This window comes from Microseira sp. BLCC-F43, from assembly GCF_041929235.1.
Classification (GTDB): Bacteria; Cyanobacteriota; Cyanobacteriia; order Cyanobacteriales; family Aerosakkonemataceae; genus Microseira.
In genome coordinates this window covers 26,705-44,611 of the sequence record NZ_JBHFNP010000043.1, presented here as the reverse complement: position 1 = coordinate 44,611, position 17,907 = coordinate 26,705, and the positions used below count along the sequence as shown (strand labels likewise).

Genomic DNA, 17,907 nt, shown 5'->3' with positions numbered 1-17,907 from the left:
CCTTTCCTTTGCCAAATGGCTCCAGCCTAACAGCCTTATTTCGCTGGTTGAATTTGACGATGGTTCGGGCACACCTTCAACAGTGTTACTCATGGGTTCTTGCTAGCCGGGATTCTAGACTAGGCTTCTAGTTACCGTCATGATTCCCCGCTACATTGGTCAGTTAAGTTTGCTAGTCCTAACTGTGGGGGACTTGCTGTTACCACAGCACCTGTGGAGTAGGACTTGAAATTTCTAGGGTACTTTTCCTCACCTACATGGTTATCAAGTTGTCGAGGTTCTATGAACCAAGCGGCTATTCCAACCATTTATTGAGAATGGTGTTTCAAGCCAACGAATCGCAGAAGCGCATAGTTCCAGTGCCGACGCAGCAACTCACCCCAGAGTGTCATTGTTGCCATCTGGTCAGCATTGGGCTTGAGTTTGTACTGATAGGTGAGTAGCATAATACTATGGTACAGCATTTATCCGTACACTGCATGATGGCTACACGATTGGACATCAGACTTCCAGAGTCCGAGTTGGAAATACTGAAAGCGTACTGCGAGCAGGAAGGCAGGACTCAGACCGATGTAATCCGAGAGTTTATTCGCAATCTCAAGAGGAAGGTCAAACGTGAAATCAATGATTAATTGGCAACCTCCGCTTACCGCTGCGGTTGCCGCTCCTATCCCCCTCACCGCCAAGCTTGCCTGTGGCGGGAGTACCCCGGAGGTTTAGATGGGGGCAAGTTTGAGGAACAACCCTTCATCTCGGCACAAACTTTAGAACAGATGCACACACCCCATATTTTTGCGTCGCCAACCAAGAATCAATTGGGGCAGGAGTTTATCAGCTACGGATTGGGCTGGGGTATGTGTTCGCACAAAGGCAAAGTGCTACTCGAGCATGGCGGGGGGATTGATGGATTTGGATCGCTTGTCTCGTTCATGCCTCATCATCATCTAGGGGTGGTCGTGCTTTCCAATGGGGATGGGTCCCATAACCCTGTCCCCTTTCTGATTAGTTACGCGATTTATGACCGCCTACTCGGTTTAGAACCGACGGATTGGAATGGGATTTTCACAACCCAACAGCGAGAATGGGAAGAAGCGCAAAAGCGCAGCCAAGAAAAAGCAGTGGTGGAACGTCAGAAAGACGCACCTCCAACTCACCCTATTGAGTCTTATTTGGGGGATTACGAACATCCTGGATATGGCATTGTCTCCATCAGAATGGTGGATGAGCAACTCCAGATGGTAATCAATGACAAACTAACGTTGCCACTGGTGCATTATTACTATGATGTTTTTGCAGCGACCATTGTGCAATTTGACGCTCGAATCAAGTTCTCATTTTCTACAGACCTCAAGGGAAATATTGCCTCTTTAGCGATTCAGCTGGAGTTAGAGGTCAAGGATATAGTATTCATCCGAAAACCAGAGCGAAAACTGACTGAGAAAAGCTTTTTACAACAATTTGTTGGCATTTATGAATTTGCATCGGACAGTTCTACTTTAACTATTGCATTGAAGAATGAGACTTTGACAGCAACATTTCAAGGAGAGAGGGAGAATGTATTAGTTCCCGCTCGGGGAACTGAGTTCAATCTCCAGGGGCGCTCTGGTGTAAGTATTGAGTTTAAGTCGGATGAAAATGGGCAATTTACCCAGGCGTTCTTTATACTACCCGGTGCAGTATTGATAGCTAAAAAACGAGCTTGAACGGCATTTACAGCGGGTTACAGCCGATTGCAATACACCTGGTTGAGGCTGGAGTATAGCGTGTATTACTACAAGTGATATCATGTCTAGTGGCATCGGTAGTGTATGCTCTTGGTGCGAACAATACTGTGCGTTCGCGCCAGGGTTGCGGAGGCATATCGCGTGCATTTTAGATAGCGGTCAGACGCCACCAATGAAACGAGGTAAAACCATGAATTAAATCACGCTTTTTGTCACCAATTATTATAATTTTAGCAATTTAAGCTGTATTTTGCTGCGAATCTTCAATTAAATTTACAAGCCAATCTTTGACCAACAAAGTAGCGCGACAGTCGTCTTCGTTGTAGCGTACAATTGCGTCGAGGTAGTCGCGATTGCTTACCTTTAACCACTGGTCATACCAATAGATACATAACTGTCCATTTGCTTGAGGATTTTGCCATTCAAAACCCAACCAGCGGGCAATATGTTTGAGTGCATAACTTTGCACTGGTAACGTTACGGCTTGTTTAACTCGTGAGTGGATATCGACAAACCGCGCCAGGATGGATTTAACTCGATCGTAGGGTGTTTTATAGCACTTGGCTAACCGTTTTACTGTCTCGACTTCGTAGTCGCAAAAATGAAATATCGGCGCGTCGGGATAGCAGGAAACTAACTCTAAAAATTGCTGCCAAATCAAACCTTCATCTTCCGGTCGTTCTGCCAAAAAAGGATAAAATTTTTCCGTTTTGGCTGCCCGATCTACAACTAAAACCCCTAGCAAATAATCTAAATTAATATCCGGTTCTGCTTCTATATCGAAATAAAGTTCGATGGGCGCAGTTGGTAACGCATCCGCCGCGAAAGGTGGAGAATCGCTTAAAATTACTTTATTTTGCCAGACGGATTGAGCTTGTCTGACTAATTGAATCGCAATATCTCTTTCGATAGTCGGTTCTAACCAATCGACATTGGCGCCAGCGAGAGATTCTACCGTTGTTAGGTTGAGACTTCGCAAGTAACTGTATCGACTCGGACTCACCCCCGGTATCAAAGACAAATGTTGCTCGAATTGGGCTTTGGCGTAACAATGACTGTACCAGCGACAAAGATTGCACCGCTGACGGGAAATAAACACTTCTGGTTCTTCCTGCTGTTGCAGCAAAGCGATGCATTCATCCAAAACACCCTGCATCTTGGGCATAACTTTTGGTAAATTGACCTGATAGGGCGGGCGATCGCGCAAAATCAACCACGCCGTTTCCGGCAAACTTGCTTGTACCGCCGCCAGGACAAAAGCGTGAAACGCGGCAATAATTTGATAATCCTGCTTTGGACGCTTGCCCAGTTCAATTTGGTAGGGAATGTAACACCAATCCCCAAAAATAGATTCTCCCGGCTGTTTAACCAATAAATCCGGACAGCTTAATAAATTGACAAAGCGAGGTGCTTCCACTTTCCCCGCCTGTTGCATCGCGGTATGTGGAAGAAGACGCGGTGACGGGGGGACACCGTGACGCGGGGAAGAGGACAGTCTGAAGCTCTGACACTCTGAGACAGGGAAATTTTCACTCGACCCGTCACCCCTTCTCCTCGTCACCGCGTCTTCTTGGTCATCATTACTCGGTAGAGAACAAGAGTCTTCCTCGTCCCAAACCCGATCTGACGACAATTGCGCCAGCAACACCCCTTGATAAATCACCTCGACCCCTTGGTGCATCAATTCCAAGGTCGCTCTAGCACCCGCGTGCCAATCTCCCTTACGATACTCTGGTTGGCGATAAATTTTCCCTGCCAAAACAGTTCGTTCCTGGGCGAACCGATCCTGTTGTAGTTTCAAATGAAAATCGCCGATCGGATCGAGCTGTTCAGGATCTCCATAAACATCCAGAAAAGCTCGCCTCTCACAGCGCTGGTAACTTAGTAGCAGTTCCGCAGTCAACAACATAACCTTAACTTACCAATAAATTCCACAGACTGCGAACTCTCCTCTTCTTCCTCTTCCTTGGCGTCCTCTGCGTCCTCTGCGGTTTAATCAGGTAAAATACTCAATCTTGCCACCCTTGCCACCCACAATCATGACCGACGCAAAAACCGAACAACACCGTGCCTTATTTCCAGCTTTGGCGAATAAAGCCTATTTCAATTATGGCGGTACTGGCCCCCTTCCCAGTTTGGCACTAGCAGCAATTTCCCAAGCTTACCAATCCATCCAGCAAGCAGGTCCATTTTCCAGTGCGGTTAACGATTGGATCGACATCGCAGCCTTACGAACCCGAGAAGCGATCGCTTCCCAACTCGGCGTCTCCTTTCATTCAATCGCCCTCACCGAAGATGTCACCGTCGGGTGCAATATTGCCCTCTGGGGCATAGATTGGTCTGCGGGCGACCATATATTAATATCCGACTGCGAACATCCCGGCATTGTCGCCGCAGTCAAAGAACTCCAGCGCCGTTTTGCCATTGAAGTCTCGATTTGCTCCCTGGTGGAAACCCTTAATCAAGGCGACCCAGTTACAGCCATCGTCCAACATTTGCGACCTTCTACCCGCCTAGTAGTAATCAGTCACATCCTCTGGAATACAGGACAAGTCTTACCCCTAGCCCAAATCGCCACCGCCTGCAAAAATGTTTCTTCGGCAAGGATTTTAGTCGATGCTGCCCAATCCGTCGGCGTCCTGCCGTTAAATCTGGGCGAAATCCCCATCGATTTTTATGCCTTTACTGGTCATAAATGGTGGTGCGGCCCGGAAGGACTCGGCGGTCTTTACATCTCACCCGATGGGGAAGAATCTTTAAACCCTACCTTTATCGGCTGGCGCGGCATTGTTACCGATAGCAGCGGCAATCCGATTCGCTGGCAATCCGATGCGCGACGTTATGAAGTTGCTACCTCTGCTTATCCACTGATGGCAGGTTTGGGGGAAGCGATCGCTCTCCACGAGCGATGGGGTTCTCCCCAACAACGCCTTGAACAAATCCAGCATCTGAGTCACTATCTCTGGCAACGCTTATCCGAGTTACCTTATATCAACTGTCTGAATACTTCCCCTCCCGCCGCCGGTCTTGTTTCTTTCCAAGTTAAAGGTATCCCCCACAACCAATTCGTCAAACTTCTCGAACAACAAAACTGCTTTATCCGCACGATTCGCTTCCCCGACTGCGTCCGCGCCTGCGTTCATTACTTCACTCTCCCATCCGAAATCGATCTCCTACTCGATGTTGTCGCTTCTGTCAAGTCCGCCCTTTAGCTGCCGTCGCCGCGCCGGTGCTTTTAGACTGGTTAAATATCAATTTTTCCTGACATTTTGAGCGATAGGGGTGCCAACTCTTGTACGCAAGTTTCGATGTTTGAGTTATATTGATATTATGGTTATTTTTATGGGTATATATGGGCGCACGGATTCCCATTATCCGAATGTTAAGCATAATAATATTTCAACACAAAACTTCAAACTCGTCAACCCCCCTAAAATCGTCAAATTATTAAGAATAATTATCAATAATTTGTTAGGATTCCTTGACTTGCTTTTAATCTTTAAAAATTAGAGATAATTTTAATAAGCTAAGGTTATTAAAAAACCGCAGAGGACGCAGAGGACGCAGAGGTAAGAAAAAAGAAGAGTGGGGGGGAAGGATTGGGGTGATAATTAAGTTTGAAAGAGATAGGGGAATGCTTCGCCCTGGAAAAGGCTAGAAATTAAATCGTAGATGGTCGGGTTGAAGGTTTTAGCGGTTTTAATTTACGGCGGAAAATTGCGCCTGCGCCCAAAGTGGCAAAAGCGAACAAACCGCAGGTTGTAGTAGGTTCGGGAGTAGCGACGATGGAGAGTTTATTGATAGCGATCGCGCTCGCTGTTACGGAACTGGTAAAAACGATGGGGGAGATGTTGGCAGTGTCGCTGCGAACGCCGAGAAAAATAGCGGAATTATCCAGAGCCACGGAAGAAGTTCCTGGGAGGATAAAGGTATCGAGCAGTTGATTTGTGTCGTCAAAGACAGAGAGAATCGCGTCAAATTGTGGCGTATCGTCTACGGCAATTTGAGCGCCAGCACCTGGAACGGGGCGATGGAAGGAAAAGTAGGCGGGATGGTAAATTTCAAGCCGGTAAATAGAAGAAAATCCCCGGGAGCAAAGTTAGTCGGAATGCCGCTAGGTGGGGGTAAGGTTTGAAACACAAATGGCGGGGTAATGCTGGAATCGCCTGCGGGAGGAATGGTAACCTTTAGTCCTAAGCTGCTTGTAGAGGTGGCCCAGAAAGCGTTGCTTAAAAAAAGCAGTGGGATTGGGTGCAAGGGGATGGAAGACTTTCCCCAAACTCGACCAATCGAGTTGGTCGTTACTGCCTAGAGCAGCGCGATCGCTCACGAATGAGATCCCATCGGCGGGTGTTGGCAGCGTCGCGAGTAAAGTCAATAGCGCTACCCCAGAAAGACGCAAGCATTGAATGGTCATATTTAATTCAAAATCAGTTTGGCACAAAAGATTATCCTGGTTTACTATACAATCGGTGCTGATAGCGCCTGCTGAAGGAATTTTTACCAAAAAGAACGGATGTCTAGACCTGTTTTATATATTGCGATTACCAATCACGGATTTGGTCATGCGGTGCGCGCCGCCTCGGTCGCGGCAGAAGTTCAACGGTTAAACCCAGAAATTCTGCTAATTTTAGTCACGACAGCGCCGCGTTGGTTGTTGGAGTCGTATATTCCGGGAGATTTTATCCATCGACCCCGCGCATTTGATGTGGGGGTGATTCAGTCGGATAGTTTAACGATGGATAAAAATGCCACTTTGGAAAAATTGCGGCACATTCGTTCTAGTCAGCAATCGATTATTGCGGGAGAGGTTGGCTTTATCCGGCAAAATCGGGTGGGATTAATGCTGGCAGATATTCCGCCGTTAGCGCCTGTTATCGCTAAAGCTGCGGGGATACCTTGTTGGATGTTGAGTAATTTTGGCTGGGATTTTATTTATGGGGCTTGGGGGGGAGAGTTTATCGAAATAGCTGAGTGGATTAAGGATTGTTTTGGTTTATGCGATCGCTTGTTTCGTCTGCCGTTAAATGAACCGATGTCAGCGTTTCGGGTAATTGAAGATGTGGGTTTAACTGGTGGGACACCTCATTACAGTCGAGAGGTGTTGCGTTCGCGGTTTAATATAACTGCGCCACCGGAAAGAACGATCTTGCTCAGCTTTGGCGGATTGGGGTTGCAGGCGATTCCCTACGAGAATTTAAGTCAATTTCCCGATTGGCAATTTATCAGCTTTGATGACAATGCTCCCGATTTAGCCAATTTAATTAAAATCGGGGAGCGCTCGCTGCGTCCGGTGGATTTTATGCCGCTGTGCGGGCGAGTCATTTCTAAACCGGGTTACAGTACTTTTTCGGAAGCGTTGCGCTTAGAAGTGCCGATCGTATCCCTGACTCGCTCTGGCTTTGCCGAATCTCCCTTACTTATCGAAGGGATGCAAAATTATGGGTATCATCAAATTATTCACCCATCGGAGTTCTTCGCCACGAGTTGGGAATTTCTCCACCAACCCCTACAACCGCCCCGTAGAACTGAACGGTTAGATAAACGAGGCAGCTTCGCGATCGCCCAAGCGATTGTAAATTACTTCCAGCATTAGTCATTCACACGCACCAACCCATTTACCCCTGTTAGATCGCCAATGACCCATCACCAACAATTGCTCAAAATTCAAACAGCTGGCAAATCTTTGTCTAAGATTACCGGCAAGGTTCAGTCAGTTGTCGCCGAATCCGGGATAGAAACCGGACTTTGTAGCTTATTTTTGCGCCATACGTCCGCTAGCTTGCTGATTCAAGAAAATGCTGACCCGGACGTCCTGAAAGACTTGGAAAACTTCTTCTCCCAGCTAGTGCCAGAAGACGATCGGCTTTATATCCACAACGCCGAAGGACCAGATGATATGCCCGCCCACATCCGCACCGCCCTGACAAAAACATCGGAACAGATACCGATCGATCGCGGTCGATTGTTACTGGGAACCTGGCAAGGCATTTATATTTGGGAGCATCGGCAACATGGGTATATTCGAGAACTCGTCGTCCATATTTCCGGCAATAGCGAGAATTTCTAGTTTCTTTTCAGTTTGAGTTGGGTAGCTCGCTCCAAGTTATAACTTTTGTAAAAAAGATAGCAGCGCCATACCCCCAAACGGTGAAAATTTTGAGGATAATTAAAAAAATAGAAAATAATTAAAAAATATAGCCTGGGAGGGATGGCGAAATTGTTAAGCTACACTTCAAGCCCAACGGGCAACCGGAAAAAATCCCACAGGTCAAAACCAATGGCAGACCGTTTTTTTAATTTGTCATTGGATTTGCTGTGTATAGCCGGACTAGACGGCTATTTCAAGCACGTCAACCCGAGTTGGGAAAAAACCCTGGGTTTTAGACAAAGCGAACTCTTAGCCAAACCCTTCCTGGAATTCGTTCACCCGGAAGACCGGGAAGCAACGATTGCGGAAGTCAAAAAACTCGACAGTGGGATAGAAACGATCCAATTTGAGAATCGCTACTTGTGCAAAGACGGGTCGTATAAATCGTTGGTGTGGAACGCAGCACCCTTCGTGGAAGAAGGTTTAATTTATGCAGTGGCGCGGGATATTACCGAACAAAAGCAAGCTGAACAAGAACTGCGGGATTTGAGTGCAGCGCTGGCGAATGCGGTAGAGGGAATTTCGCGGTTAGATACCCAAGGGCGATATATCAGCGCCAATAAAGCTTATGCGAAGGCAGCAGGATACGAACCAGAAGAAATGATCGGCATGGAATGGCCTTTGACCGTCCATCCGGAAGACATAGAAAAATTAATAGCCGCTTACGAACAAATGCTCAAAGACGGTAAAGTCGAAGCGGAAGCAAGGGGAATTCGCAAAGATGGGTCGATCTTTTACAAGCAAGTCGTGATGGTCTGCGCCTACGATGCCCAATATAGGTTCATCGGACATCATTGCTTCATGAAAGATATCACCGAACGCAAGCAGATGGAAGCAGCGTTAATTCAAGCGAAAGAACTGTTAGAGTTGCGAGTAGAAGCGCGTACTGCCCAATTAAGGCAAACCGTGCAACAGCTAGAAAGCGAAATCCTCGAACGCAAGATGGCAGAAGCGGCGCGGGAACAAGCGAAAGAAGAGTTAGAAATTAGCAACGGTTTATTGCGTTTGGCGATCGAAGGCACTCCCGATATCATCTTCGTGAAAGACCTTCAAGGACGCTACCAGATGATTAACTCGGCGGGTGCGATCGCCATGGGAAAATCCGTAGCAGAAATTATCGGCAAAGACGATCGGGAATTAATGCCAGAGGAAATATGGCGTCAGATTCAAGCAACGGATCGTCGCATTATGGAAACGGGGGAAACCCAGATTTTGGAAGAAGAGGTCACCAGCGATAACGTGACTCGGACTTATTTATCTACTAAAAATACTTACCGCGATCGCAACGGCAATATTATCGGCGTCATGGGAATTTCGCGAGACATCACCGAACGCAAACAAGCGCGAGAAGCGCTAGATCGAGAACGGGAATTTCTCAACGCCTTGCTTGATAACCTGCAAGACGGTATCGTCGCTTGCGACGCCAACGGCACTTTAACCTTATTTAACCGCGCCACCCGCGACTATTGCGGATTGCCCGAACAACCGATTCCCCCCGAAATGTGGGCAAAATACTATAACATCTACATGCCCGACGGGAAAACCCCAATGCCAACCGCAGAGATTCCTTTATTTAGAGCATTTCGGGGAGAAACGATTCGCAACGTCGAAATGGTACTCGTGCCCAAAGATAGAAAACCGCGGACTTTACTTGCTTCGGGTCAACCGATTATCGACGCCTCTGGGAACAAACTCGGTGCGGTTGTAGCGATGCACGATATCACCGACCGTAAAATAGCAGAAGCTGCATTAAAAGCCAGCGAAGCACAATATCGTCGCATCGTAGAAACAGCCAACGAAGGCATTTGGATGCTGGATGAAAATGGGGTGACAACCTTTGTCAATCCCCAAATGGCGGCGATGTTGGGATATCAAGTCGAAGAAATGCTAGGCGAACCTTTGGTAGCATTTATGGACGAAAAGGGAATTGCGATCGCTAAAACCAAATTAGAACATCGTCGCCCAGGAATCGCCGAACAGCACGATTTTAAATTTACCCGTAAAGATGGTGCCGATTTGTGGGCAATTGTTTCTACCAATCCCATCCACGATACAACGGGTAACTATGCCGGAACCTTGGGCATGATTACCGATATTACCTCGCGCAAACAAACCGAAGCCGCCCTCGCCAAACAACAGCAAACTTTGAGGACGATTTTAAATCATGCGCCGATGTGGATTTGGATGACCGATCGCAACGGGAAAATGCAGTTTGTGAATAAAACCTTCTGCGAAAACGTCGGCATACCCGAATCGCGCTTTCTCGAAGTTTCCCACTATTCGGAAATATTAGGATTAGAACCATCAGCCAACTGCATGGCGTCCGATGCTGCTTGCTGGCGGCAGGAATTACCCCATCATTCGGAAGAAAGTCTGCCGTTTGTAGATGGTCAACAGCATTATCTGGAAATTACCAAAGCCAAAATTAAAGATAAAGACGGCAACATCATCGGCTTAATTGGTTTGGGCCAAGACGCCACCTTTCGCAGACGACAAGCGCAAGAATTGCAAGCATCGGAACAAAAGTATCGACTCCTGGCGCAAAGGGAAGCACTTCTCAACCAACTCGCCAGCCATATCCGCAATTCCCTGGACGTGAATACCATCCTGGAAACCGCCGTAGAAGAAATCCAGACAAAGTTGCAACTCGATCGGTGCAACTTTGTCTGGTATCGCCCCGCATCTGCACCCCCCGTTTGGCAAGTCGTCACCGAAGCCAAGATTCCCACCCTAGCTTCTCAAGTCGGCGTCTATCCCGTCGAAGCCAATATCCTGGTCGAACAGCTAATAAACCAGGCAATTGTCCGCGCCTCCGATTTGAAAAACTCCCGAAATCTAGAGGGTAGGAGATTATATCATAAATATGGATATAGGGCAATAGTATCTTTACCGATACAAACGCCTTCTGGGGCAATTGGGTTGCTGGTTTGCGCCCAGTGCAACAATGGGCGAACTTGGTGCGACGAAGAAGTGGAACTGCTGCGGGCGGTGGCGGATCAACTAGCGATCGCGCTATACCAAGCCGAACTATACACCCAAGCGCAAAACTCTGCCCAAGAAGCGCAAGAAAAAGCCGTGGAACTCGAACAAGCTTTACAACAGCTGCAACAAACACAAACCCAATTAATTCAAACAGAAAAAATGTCATCTTTGGGACAGTTAGTTGCGGGTGTCGCCCACGAAATTAACAACCCGGTTAATTTTATTTACGGCAATCTGGTTCACGCCGAACAATACAGCCAAGATTTGCTGAAGCTGCTGGGGCTTTATCAAGAACATTATCCCAATCCACCCGCAGAAATTGAAGATGAAGCCGAAAACTGCGAAATAGATTTTTTAGCAGAAGACTTGCCCAAACTACTCGGTTCGATGAAAATGGGAGCCGAACGCATTCGTCAAATAGTCCTATCGTTGCGGAACTTTTCCCGCCTCGATGAAGCGGAAATGAAAGCAGTAGATATCCATGAAGGAATTGAAAATACTCTGCTAATATTGCAAAACAGGATTAAAGTAAAATCAGACTATGTGGGGATTGAAATAGTTAAAAAATACAGCGAATTGCCACCTGTAGAATGCTACCCAGGTCAACTAAATCAAGTGTTCATGAACATTATTAATAATGCGATTGATGCGTTAGAAGAACACAGGTGTAAGCTGGAAAAGCAAGGAGAGAAAAACAACAAAGTTCCTAGAATTAAGATTAACACCGAAGTCAAAAACGGGGAAAGATTAGTAGTGCGAATTGCCGACAACGGACCGGGAATGACTCAAGCAGTAAAAGCCAAATTGTTTGACCCTTTCTTTACCACAAAACCAGTCGGTAAAGGTACGGGTTTGGGATTATCGATTAGCTACCAAATAGTGGTGGAAAAACACGGTGGCGTTTTGGATTGTATTTCCGAACCCGGTAAAGGAACGGAATTTTGGATAGAAATACCGATTCGCCAGGAAATGAGTTGAACTATCCCCCTAAATAACGAAGTAGAACAAATTACTTCCCCTCTTCCCCATGTTCTAGATTGGAACTGCCGCCAGCGCGTTGGCAGAAACCCGGTTTCAAAGTCGCTCTCTGATTGCCAAACTAAGGATTTTTGAGAGAAACCGGGTTTGTTTGCCTCAGTTATCTAGATGTTAGAGCGTAACGTGCAATCGCCGGTAAATCGGGATGCAAGCGAAAGTCATGGAATTATTTCTTCACTCCCCACTTGCCCATTGCGCTCGCTATTTGTAATACTATTTTTTTAAATATCTGCTAATAGTAAAGAACGTGAAATTAGCGCAAAAATTTCTCTGTACCTTGGCTTTAATGCTAGGTTCTTGCTGGGCAATGCCGGTATCGGCAGCGGAACGGTTACTCCTGCGATTGGGACCGTTTGAGCAGTCGATCGAGATCGAGGATTTGGAACGGTTTGCCAAAACTGGCGAATTGCCTGGGAACCTGAGATCCTTCTCGGTGGTGTTGAATCAGGATGTGCGGCATCTCCTGTTACAGCGGCTGCAAGTAGACCCGAACATTACAGATAGAGTAATTAAAGACTGGGTGCGAAGTCCGGCGGCAGAACAAGTTATCAAAAGTTTAGGAGATGCTCTGCCCAATAGCAGCATTGAGCAAGTACAGGCTGCCATATCGATCGCGGCGCGTCAAGCCAACGGGTTGAGTGCAATTTCCTTGTTGCGGGCATTTCCGGGGGAAAGCGTCACCATAGACGTGACGAGAGCGATCGCACTAGCGTTACAATTCAACCCATCATTCTGGGAAAGCCAAGTCCTCGGTCCGATGCTGGAACGGGAACTCGCCAGCGACACCACTGGGTTCGATCCGCCATTTAACCCCGCAAAAAGGGGTTTTGGGCGCGTGGAAGAGCAAACCTTGACTTTTTGGGACCGACAGCGCGATCGTTTGATTCCCGTAGACATATACTGGAATGACCCCAATTCCAACTTGGATGGCTACGACCTTACTCCACCAGATCCGGGTCCTCTGGTAATTATCTCTCACGGTTTTGGTGCCGACCGAGGATTTTTAAGGTATTTAGCTCGCCATCTAGCCTCCCACGGACTCACGGTAGCTGCTTTAGAACATCCAGGTAGTAATGTAAATTGGCTATCTAGAGCGTCCGTGAGTGGCAATCCAGGGGATTTAATGTCGCCGTCGGAGTTTATCGACCGTCCCAAAGATATCAGCTTTTTACTCGATGAACTAACGCTGTTAAACGAGCAACCCGGAACTTGGCAAGGGAAGTTTAACACCAAAGTGGTTAGCGTTATCGGTCATTCCTTGGGCGGCTATACTGCTTTGGCGTTAGCGGGTGGGGAACTGCAATTAGACGAGTTGCGGCGGTCGTGTAAATCAACGGATTTGCTTTCTAAGTCTCCCGCCGAATGGTTGCAGTGCGCCGCCTCCGAATTGCCCTCTCGCCGGTTACAATTGGGGGATGCCAGGGTAAAAAATGCGATCGCTCTCAACCCCGTCGTCGGTCAATTGTTTGGCAAAACAGGTTTAAAACAAGTCGCGATCCCGACCTTGATTTTATCCGGAACTGAGGATGCGTTTACCCCAGCGGTGAACCACCAATTGCAACCATTCACCCAACTCGGTAGCGAAAAATACCTTCTAACCGTCATTGGCGGTACTCACCTCAGCGTCGGAGACCCTAGTAATTTGGGCATTCAAAGAACCTTGGTGCAAGAGCGCATCGGCGATGATGTAGAGCAATTGCATCAATTGCTACAAGGAGTTAGTTTAGCGTTTATCAAACAACTGACACCAGAGGCTAAAACCTACGAACCTTTTTTAACGCCCGCCTACGCCCAATCGCTTTCTAGTCAGGAATTGCCTTTGCGCTTCAACACCCAACTACCGGCAACCGTGTACCGATGGTTGCAAATAACTGCGCGTCGGTAGATTGACACTCCCCGCGCCTGTTGGTACGGGGATTCTTCAGACATTGCGGTCTTAATATCCTGAAAACTCAGGAACGCTTAGCGCCATCGTTCTGCCTAATGGCGGTCAAAATCCTAGCCTTGCAGCGGTATCCTGGGTCGTCAACTTTCTCCCAGTCGGTGGGTAGGTTTTAACGTCTTGTACTGACGAAACCTGTTTTAGTCCCGATCCCCCCAATCCCGCCTTTTAGAGGGGGTGCAAGCGTGTCTCGTCATGCTTTATCAGGACAGGACTTACGCAAAGAAACTTTGGTGATAGCAAAAATCGTTGGTTTGGTTGGGAGAGATCAAGGTCGAAACCGGGTTTCTAGCCTAGTCATGCTTTATAAGGATTGATTTTAGAGTTAACTCCTGGCATCAAGTTGGGCGATTGCAGATTAGGATCGAGGTGAAGCTGCGGTTGCACCGCATCTGACAGTCTTGCGGTCGCTCGCGTTTTGGGTTATGAATTCTGTAACTTGAAATCCTGGGATTTCAATCAAAAATCGAGTTGGAGAAAACTTGTTATGGATGGGATTATTGCCGCCTTTGTCTTGCTAATCCTGGGTTCAACCGTAGGATCGGCAAAGGTGATCAACCAAGGTTATGAAGCGATTGTAGAGCAAACGGGTAAATACAAACGTACCCTTAAACCCGGTCTGAACTTCATCGTGCCTTTCCTAGACACGATTGTTTGGGAAGAAACGACGCGGGAACAACTGATCGATATCGAACCTCAAGAAGCCTTCACCAGCGATAGCGTCCAAGTCAAGGTGGATGCGATCATATACTGGAAGGTTACGGATTTGTACAAAGCTTACTACGAAGTTGAAGATCTGGAAAACGCGCTGAAAAATTTAGTTCTCACCGCCATGCGATCTCAAATTGGTCAGATGGAACTACAAAAAACTTTCTCAAACCGCAGAGAAATCAGCCAAGGACTGACGGAAGAAATCAAAGAAGTAACCAAAGCTTGGGGCGTCGAAATTACGCGGGTGGAAATTCAGGAGATTAAATTAGCGCCAAACATTGTCGCTTCCATCGAAAAAGAAAAGGCAGCTCAAATTGAAAGAAACGCAGCCAAATTGCAAGCTCAAGGCGTCGCAGATTACATGAGGCAAATTTCTGATGTTTTGAAAGATAACCCCAAAGGTCAGGACGCTTTGAAATTTTTCTTGGCGCAAAAATTTGTGGATGCTAACTATAAACTCGGTGAAAGTCCGAATTCTAAGATAGTCTTTATGAACCCGAAAGACATGTCAGAAGCTGTATCCGAATTGATGGTTGCAGATGAACTTAGCGATCAAATCAGAGATCTGGGCAGCGAAGGAACAAAAGCTAGTTAAGCTGAAAGATTTTAGATTTCAAATTGCATGAAATCTAAAATCTTCGCTTAACGTCGGAAAATAGCATCGGCGACAAGACAAACATCGCGCATTTCTTGCACGTCGTGGACTCGTAAAATGTCTGCGCCAGATGCGATCGCACCCGCACAAGCACCCGCCGTCCCCCAAATTCGCCCTTGGGGATCGGTTTGATTTAAAATCCGACCGATAAAACTCTTCCGCGATACCCCGACTAAAATCGGGCAATCTAAACTGGAAAATTCCGACAAGCGGCGCAGAATTTCTAAGTTTTGGTCGGAGGTTTTAGCAAAACCGATACCTGGGTCAATGATAATGCGGGATTTGTCGATACCGGATGCGATCGCAGCTTCTACCCTCGCTTGCAGAAACTGATAAATCTCCCCAATTAAATCCTCATAATCCGTCATTTTTTGCATAGTTTGGGGAGTTCCCCGCATGTGCATTAACACAATCGGAACCCCCAATTCTGCTACAGTTGGTAACATTTGGGAATCAAAAGTTGCTCCCGAAATATCGTTGATGATATCCGCACCGGCGAGGACAGAGGCACAAGCGATCGCAGCTTTTGTGGTATCCACAGAAATGGGTACGGACAATTCCCGACGAATTGCTTCGATTGCTGGGACTACCCGATTCAGTTCTTCTTCTGGGGAAATTTCCGCCGCACCGGGACGAGTCGATTCACCCCCCACATCCAGAATATCAGCCCCTGCCTTGACTAAATAGCGAGCTTGTGCTAAAGCAGCCTCTGGATGATTGAACAGTCCCCCATCGCTAAAGCTATCGGGGGTAACGTTCAAAATGCCGATCAAATAGGTGCGTTTTCCCCAGTTGAACGAGCGATCGCGTACTGTAATTGGTAGCAAGTCTATCTTTTGTCCTCTGTCAATACTCATTTGTTAGTGTTGACCAATGACCGCTACTTGTAGTTAACAATGCGAGCAAAACTAGCAGGTTCTAGACTCGCGCCTCCTACAAGTGCCCCATCAATTTCCGGTTGCGCCATGATGTCATCAATATTATCTGGCTTTACCGAACCGCCGTACTGAATTGGCACATCCCGATTCTTTAGCTGACTGCGAATTAAACCAATCACGCGATTCGCTTCTTTTGACTCGCAGGTATCGCCGGTACCAATCGCCCAAATCGGTTCGTAGGCGATGACGAGGTTGTTTTGGTCAATATCGACTAAACCTTTTTCGAGTTGGGAAATAATCAGCGATTCAGTTTCGCCAGCATCCCGTTGCTGCTTACTTTCACCGACGCAGAGAATGGGAGTGATGCCGTATTTTTGGGCAGCTTTGAGGCGTTTATTCACCGTTTCGTCAGTTTCGCCAAAATATTGCCGCCGTTCGCTGTGACCGACGATCGCGTAACGCACCCCAATTTCCGCCAGCATCGCCGGGGCGATTTCGCCGGTGAACGCTCCTGCATCTGCCCAGTGGAGGTTTTGAGCGCCCAATTGTACCCGACTCCCATGTAAATTTTTAGAGAGAACGCCTAGGGTTGTAAAGGGAGGGCAGATAATAACTTCTCGGTCTTGGGGGGTTTCTTCCAGGGTAGGGATAAATTTTTGCAAAAACTCAGTGCCTTCTGCCTGGGTTTTATACATTTTCCAGTTGCCAGCAATAACGATTTTCCGCACGGGTCACTCTTTCAAGTTCAAACTATTACAATTGCAAACTTTAGTTTATGACTTTAAGGGGTCAATTAGGGCTAAAGACCATTGCCAATTAGAATAAATGGTGCCCAGTAGAAGGGGTGACCCAGGCGGTTACTCACTTGTGGCGGTAGACTGCTGTTAATGTACTGCTGCCCCGTAATCAGAGCAATTTGGGCTTGGCGTAGGGCTTCGGCTTTGGTGATATTTCTCGTTCCCACGGCTTTGCCTGGGAACGCTAGAGCTGCATAGAAGGCATCCATCAAGACTTGCGTGCCGCCATCGTCTACAAACCATAACGATGCGATCGCCGCCCTAGCCCCTGTACGCTGCATTTGGTACCCAAACCCCAAAATTTCGTCCCCGTTGCCTAACGTGCCGCCTACAGCCGTCTGGCAGGCGCTCAGAACGATTAAATCTACCTTGGGTAACGACCAGGTTTCCACATCGCGCAGAGTTGCCCTGTCACCATTGCCAAACATAATAAAAGAATCTTCCGGCTGACCGACCAAAAAAGCAGCGTGGGTGGCGAGGTGAACAATCGAATAATCATTCATCAACAACACAGTACTGGGGTTAAATTGGTCGTCCAATAGTTTCCTTGTACCGGGAATTGTCGCCGCTAAATTTTCCACTTCTCGACCCGCAAATGGCAGTCCCGACATCGTGAAATCTCTCGTACCAACTCTGAAATTATAACTGCCTTGAGTAAAAGCAGCCGCTAAAACTTGCAGATTATTTTGAGGTTTCGTGTTGAAATCCGTCAGACTAGCAGCAGTAATATTGTTAATCCGGAAGCGCTGCACTAACCATTGTTTGCCATCGTGTAAAGCGGCAAGCGGAATATAGCGCAACTGTCCATCAGGAGCGTAAATAATAGTTTTGGCATCGGCTTGTGCTAAGTCATTTTCGATTGGTTTAATCAACAATTCGTAAAGCTTTTGAGCCGAAACTTCAGCATCGGCAATATCTCCACTCGGATTTGAGATTTCACGACGGAATTCAACAATGGCACGGTTAAGTTCTTCCCGTTTGATAGTAACCGTGCGGCGAATCGGCGGAGAATAAGGAGTAACTAAAACC

General features: G+C 47.3%; 15 protein-coding genes. 8 read left to right on the top strand and 7 right to left on the bottom strand.

All coding sequences use genetic code 11. The annotated features are described in order from the left end of the window. Positions 1 to 308 precede the first annotated feature (308 nt). A complete protein-coding gene (locus tag ACE1CM_RS08300) occupies positions 309 to 446 on the bottom strand; it encodes a helix-turn-helix domain-containing protein (protein ID WP_374876936.1) in 138 nt (45 codons plus the stop codon). A 6-nt stretch (positions 447 to 452) separates the two neighbouring features. Here ACE1CM_RS08300 and ACE1CM_RS08295 point away from each other — a divergent pair, with 6 nt between their 5' ends. Then, positions 453 to 632, top strand: coding sequence for a ribbon-helix-helix protein, CopG family (locus ACE1CM_RS08295; protein WP_374876930.1), 180 nt, complete (start codon positions 453 to 455; stop codon positions 630 to 632). Continuing rightward, complete coding sequence (locus tag ACE1CM_RS08290) at positions 633 to 1,703, top strand: DUF3471 domain-containing protein (protein ID WP_374876929.1); 1,071 nt, start codon at positions 633 to 635, stop codon at positions 1,701 to 1,703. Between the two features lie 259 nt (positions 1,704 to 1,962). On the opposite strand, the gene ACE1CM_RS08285 is transcribed toward ACE1CM_RS08290, so the two are convergent. Further along, positions 1,963 to 3,633, bottom strand: coding sequence for a TM0106 family RecB-like putative nuclease (locus tag ACE1CM_RS08285; protein ID WP_374876928.1), 1,671 nt, complete (start codon positions 3,631 to 3,633; stop codon positions 1,963 to 1,965). 130 nt (positions 3,634 to 3,763) lie between these two features. On the opposite strand from ACE1CM_RS08285, the gene ACE1CM_RS08280 reads away from it, so the two are divergent. Continuing rightward, positions 3,764 to 4,936 (top strand): aminotransferase class V-fold PLP-dependent enzyme, encoded by a 1,173-nt coding sequence (locus tag ACE1CM_RS08280; protein ID WP_374876927.1) that lies wholly within the window; start codon positions 3,764 to 3,766, stop codon positions 4,934 to 4,936. A gap of 449 nt (positions 4,937 to 5,385) precedes the next feature. On the opposite strand, the gene ACE1CM_RS08275 is transcribed toward ACE1CM_RS08280, so the two are convergent. Beyond that, positions 5,386 to 5,628: a hypothetical protein gene (locus ACE1CM_RS08275; protein WP_374876926.1), complete on the bottom strand. Its 243-nt coding sequence runs from the start codon at positions 5,626 to 5,628 to the stop codon at positions 5,386 to 5,388. 210 nt (positions 5,629 to 5,838) lie between these two features. Further along, the gene (locus ACE1CM_RS08270; protein ID WP_374876925.1) at positions 5,839 to 6,141 is read right to left on the bottom strand and encodes a hypothetical protein; all 303 of its coding nucleotides are present in this window, start codon (positions 6,139 to 6,141) and stop codon (positions 5,839 to 5,841) included. Between the two features lie 99 nt (positions 6,142 to 6,240). Between ACE1CM_RS08270 and ACE1CM_RS08265 the strand changes: the two genes are divergently transcribed. The 5 genes from ACE1CM_RS08265 to ACE1CM_RS08245 all read left to right on the top strand — a co-directional run bounded on the left by ACE1CM_RS08265 (position 6,241) and on the right by ACE1CM_RS08245 (position 15,143). After that, the gene (locus tag ACE1CM_RS08265) at positions 6,241 to 7,320 is read left to right on the top strand and encodes a glycosyl transferase (protein WP_374876924.1); all 1,080 of its coding nucleotides are present in this window, start codon (positions 6,241 to 6,243) and stop codon (positions 7,318 to 7,320) included. A gap of 42 nt (positions 7,321 to 7,362) precedes the next feature. Beyond that, positions 7,363 to 7,794 carry a secondary thiamine-phosphate synthase enzyme YjbQ gene (locus ACE1CM_RS08260; protein ID WP_374876923.1) on the top strand — a complete coding sequence of 144 codons (432 nt, stop codon included), beginning with the start codon at positions 7,363 to 7,365 and terminating at the stop codon, positions 7,792 to 7,794. Between the two features lie 210 nt (positions 7,795 to 8,004). Continuing rightward, on the top strand, positions 8,005 to 11,835 hold the full coding sequence (locus ACE1CM_RS08255; RefSeq protein WP_374876922.1) for a PAS domain S-box protein: 3,831 nt from the start codon (positions 8,005 to 8,007) through the stop codon (positions 11,833 to 11,835). Between the two features lie 307 nt (positions 11,836 to 12,142). Continuing rightward, positions 12,143 to 13,780 carry an alpha/beta hydrolase gene (locus ACE1CM_RS08250; protein WP_374876921.1) on the top strand — a complete coding sequence of 546 codons (1,638 nt, stop codon included), beginning with the start codon at positions 12,143 to 12,145 and terminating at the stop codon, positions 13,778 to 13,780. 544 nt (positions 13,781 to 14,324) lie between these two features. Continuing rightward, on the top strand, positions 14,325 to 15,143 hold the full coding sequence (locus ACE1CM_RS08245) for an SPFH domain-containing protein (RefSeq protein WP_374876920.1): 819 nt from the start codon (positions 14,325 to 14,327) through the stop codon (positions 15,141 to 15,143). A gap of 47 nt (positions 15,144 to 15,190) precedes the next feature. Here ACE1CM_RS08245 and folP read toward each other — a convergent pair whose 3' ends face one another. The 3 genes from folP to ACE1CM_RS08230 all read right to left on the bottom strand — a co-directional run bounded on the left by folP (position 15,191) and on the right by ACE1CM_RS08230 (position 17,792). After that, a complete protein-coding gene (folP, locus tag ACE1CM_RS08240) occupies positions 15,191 to 16,060 on the bottom strand; it encodes a dihydropteroate synthase (RefSeq protein ID WP_374876919.1) in 870 nt (289 codons plus the stop codon). Positions 16,061 to 16,083: 23 nt separating this feature from the next. Continuing rightward, a complete protein-coding gene (gene tpiA, locus ACE1CM_RS08235) occupies positions 16,084 to 16,809 on the bottom strand; it encodes a triose-phosphate isomerase (RefSeq protein WP_374876918.1) in 726 nt (241 codons plus the stop codon). A 71-nt stretch (positions 16,810 to 16,880) separates the two neighbouring features. Then, entirely contained in the window at positions 16,881 to 17,792 is a 912-nt protein-coding gene (locus tag ACE1CM_RS08230) for a CHAT domain-containing protein (protein ID WP_374876935.1), read from the bottom strand. Positions 17,793 to 17,907 lie beyond the last annotated feature (115 nt).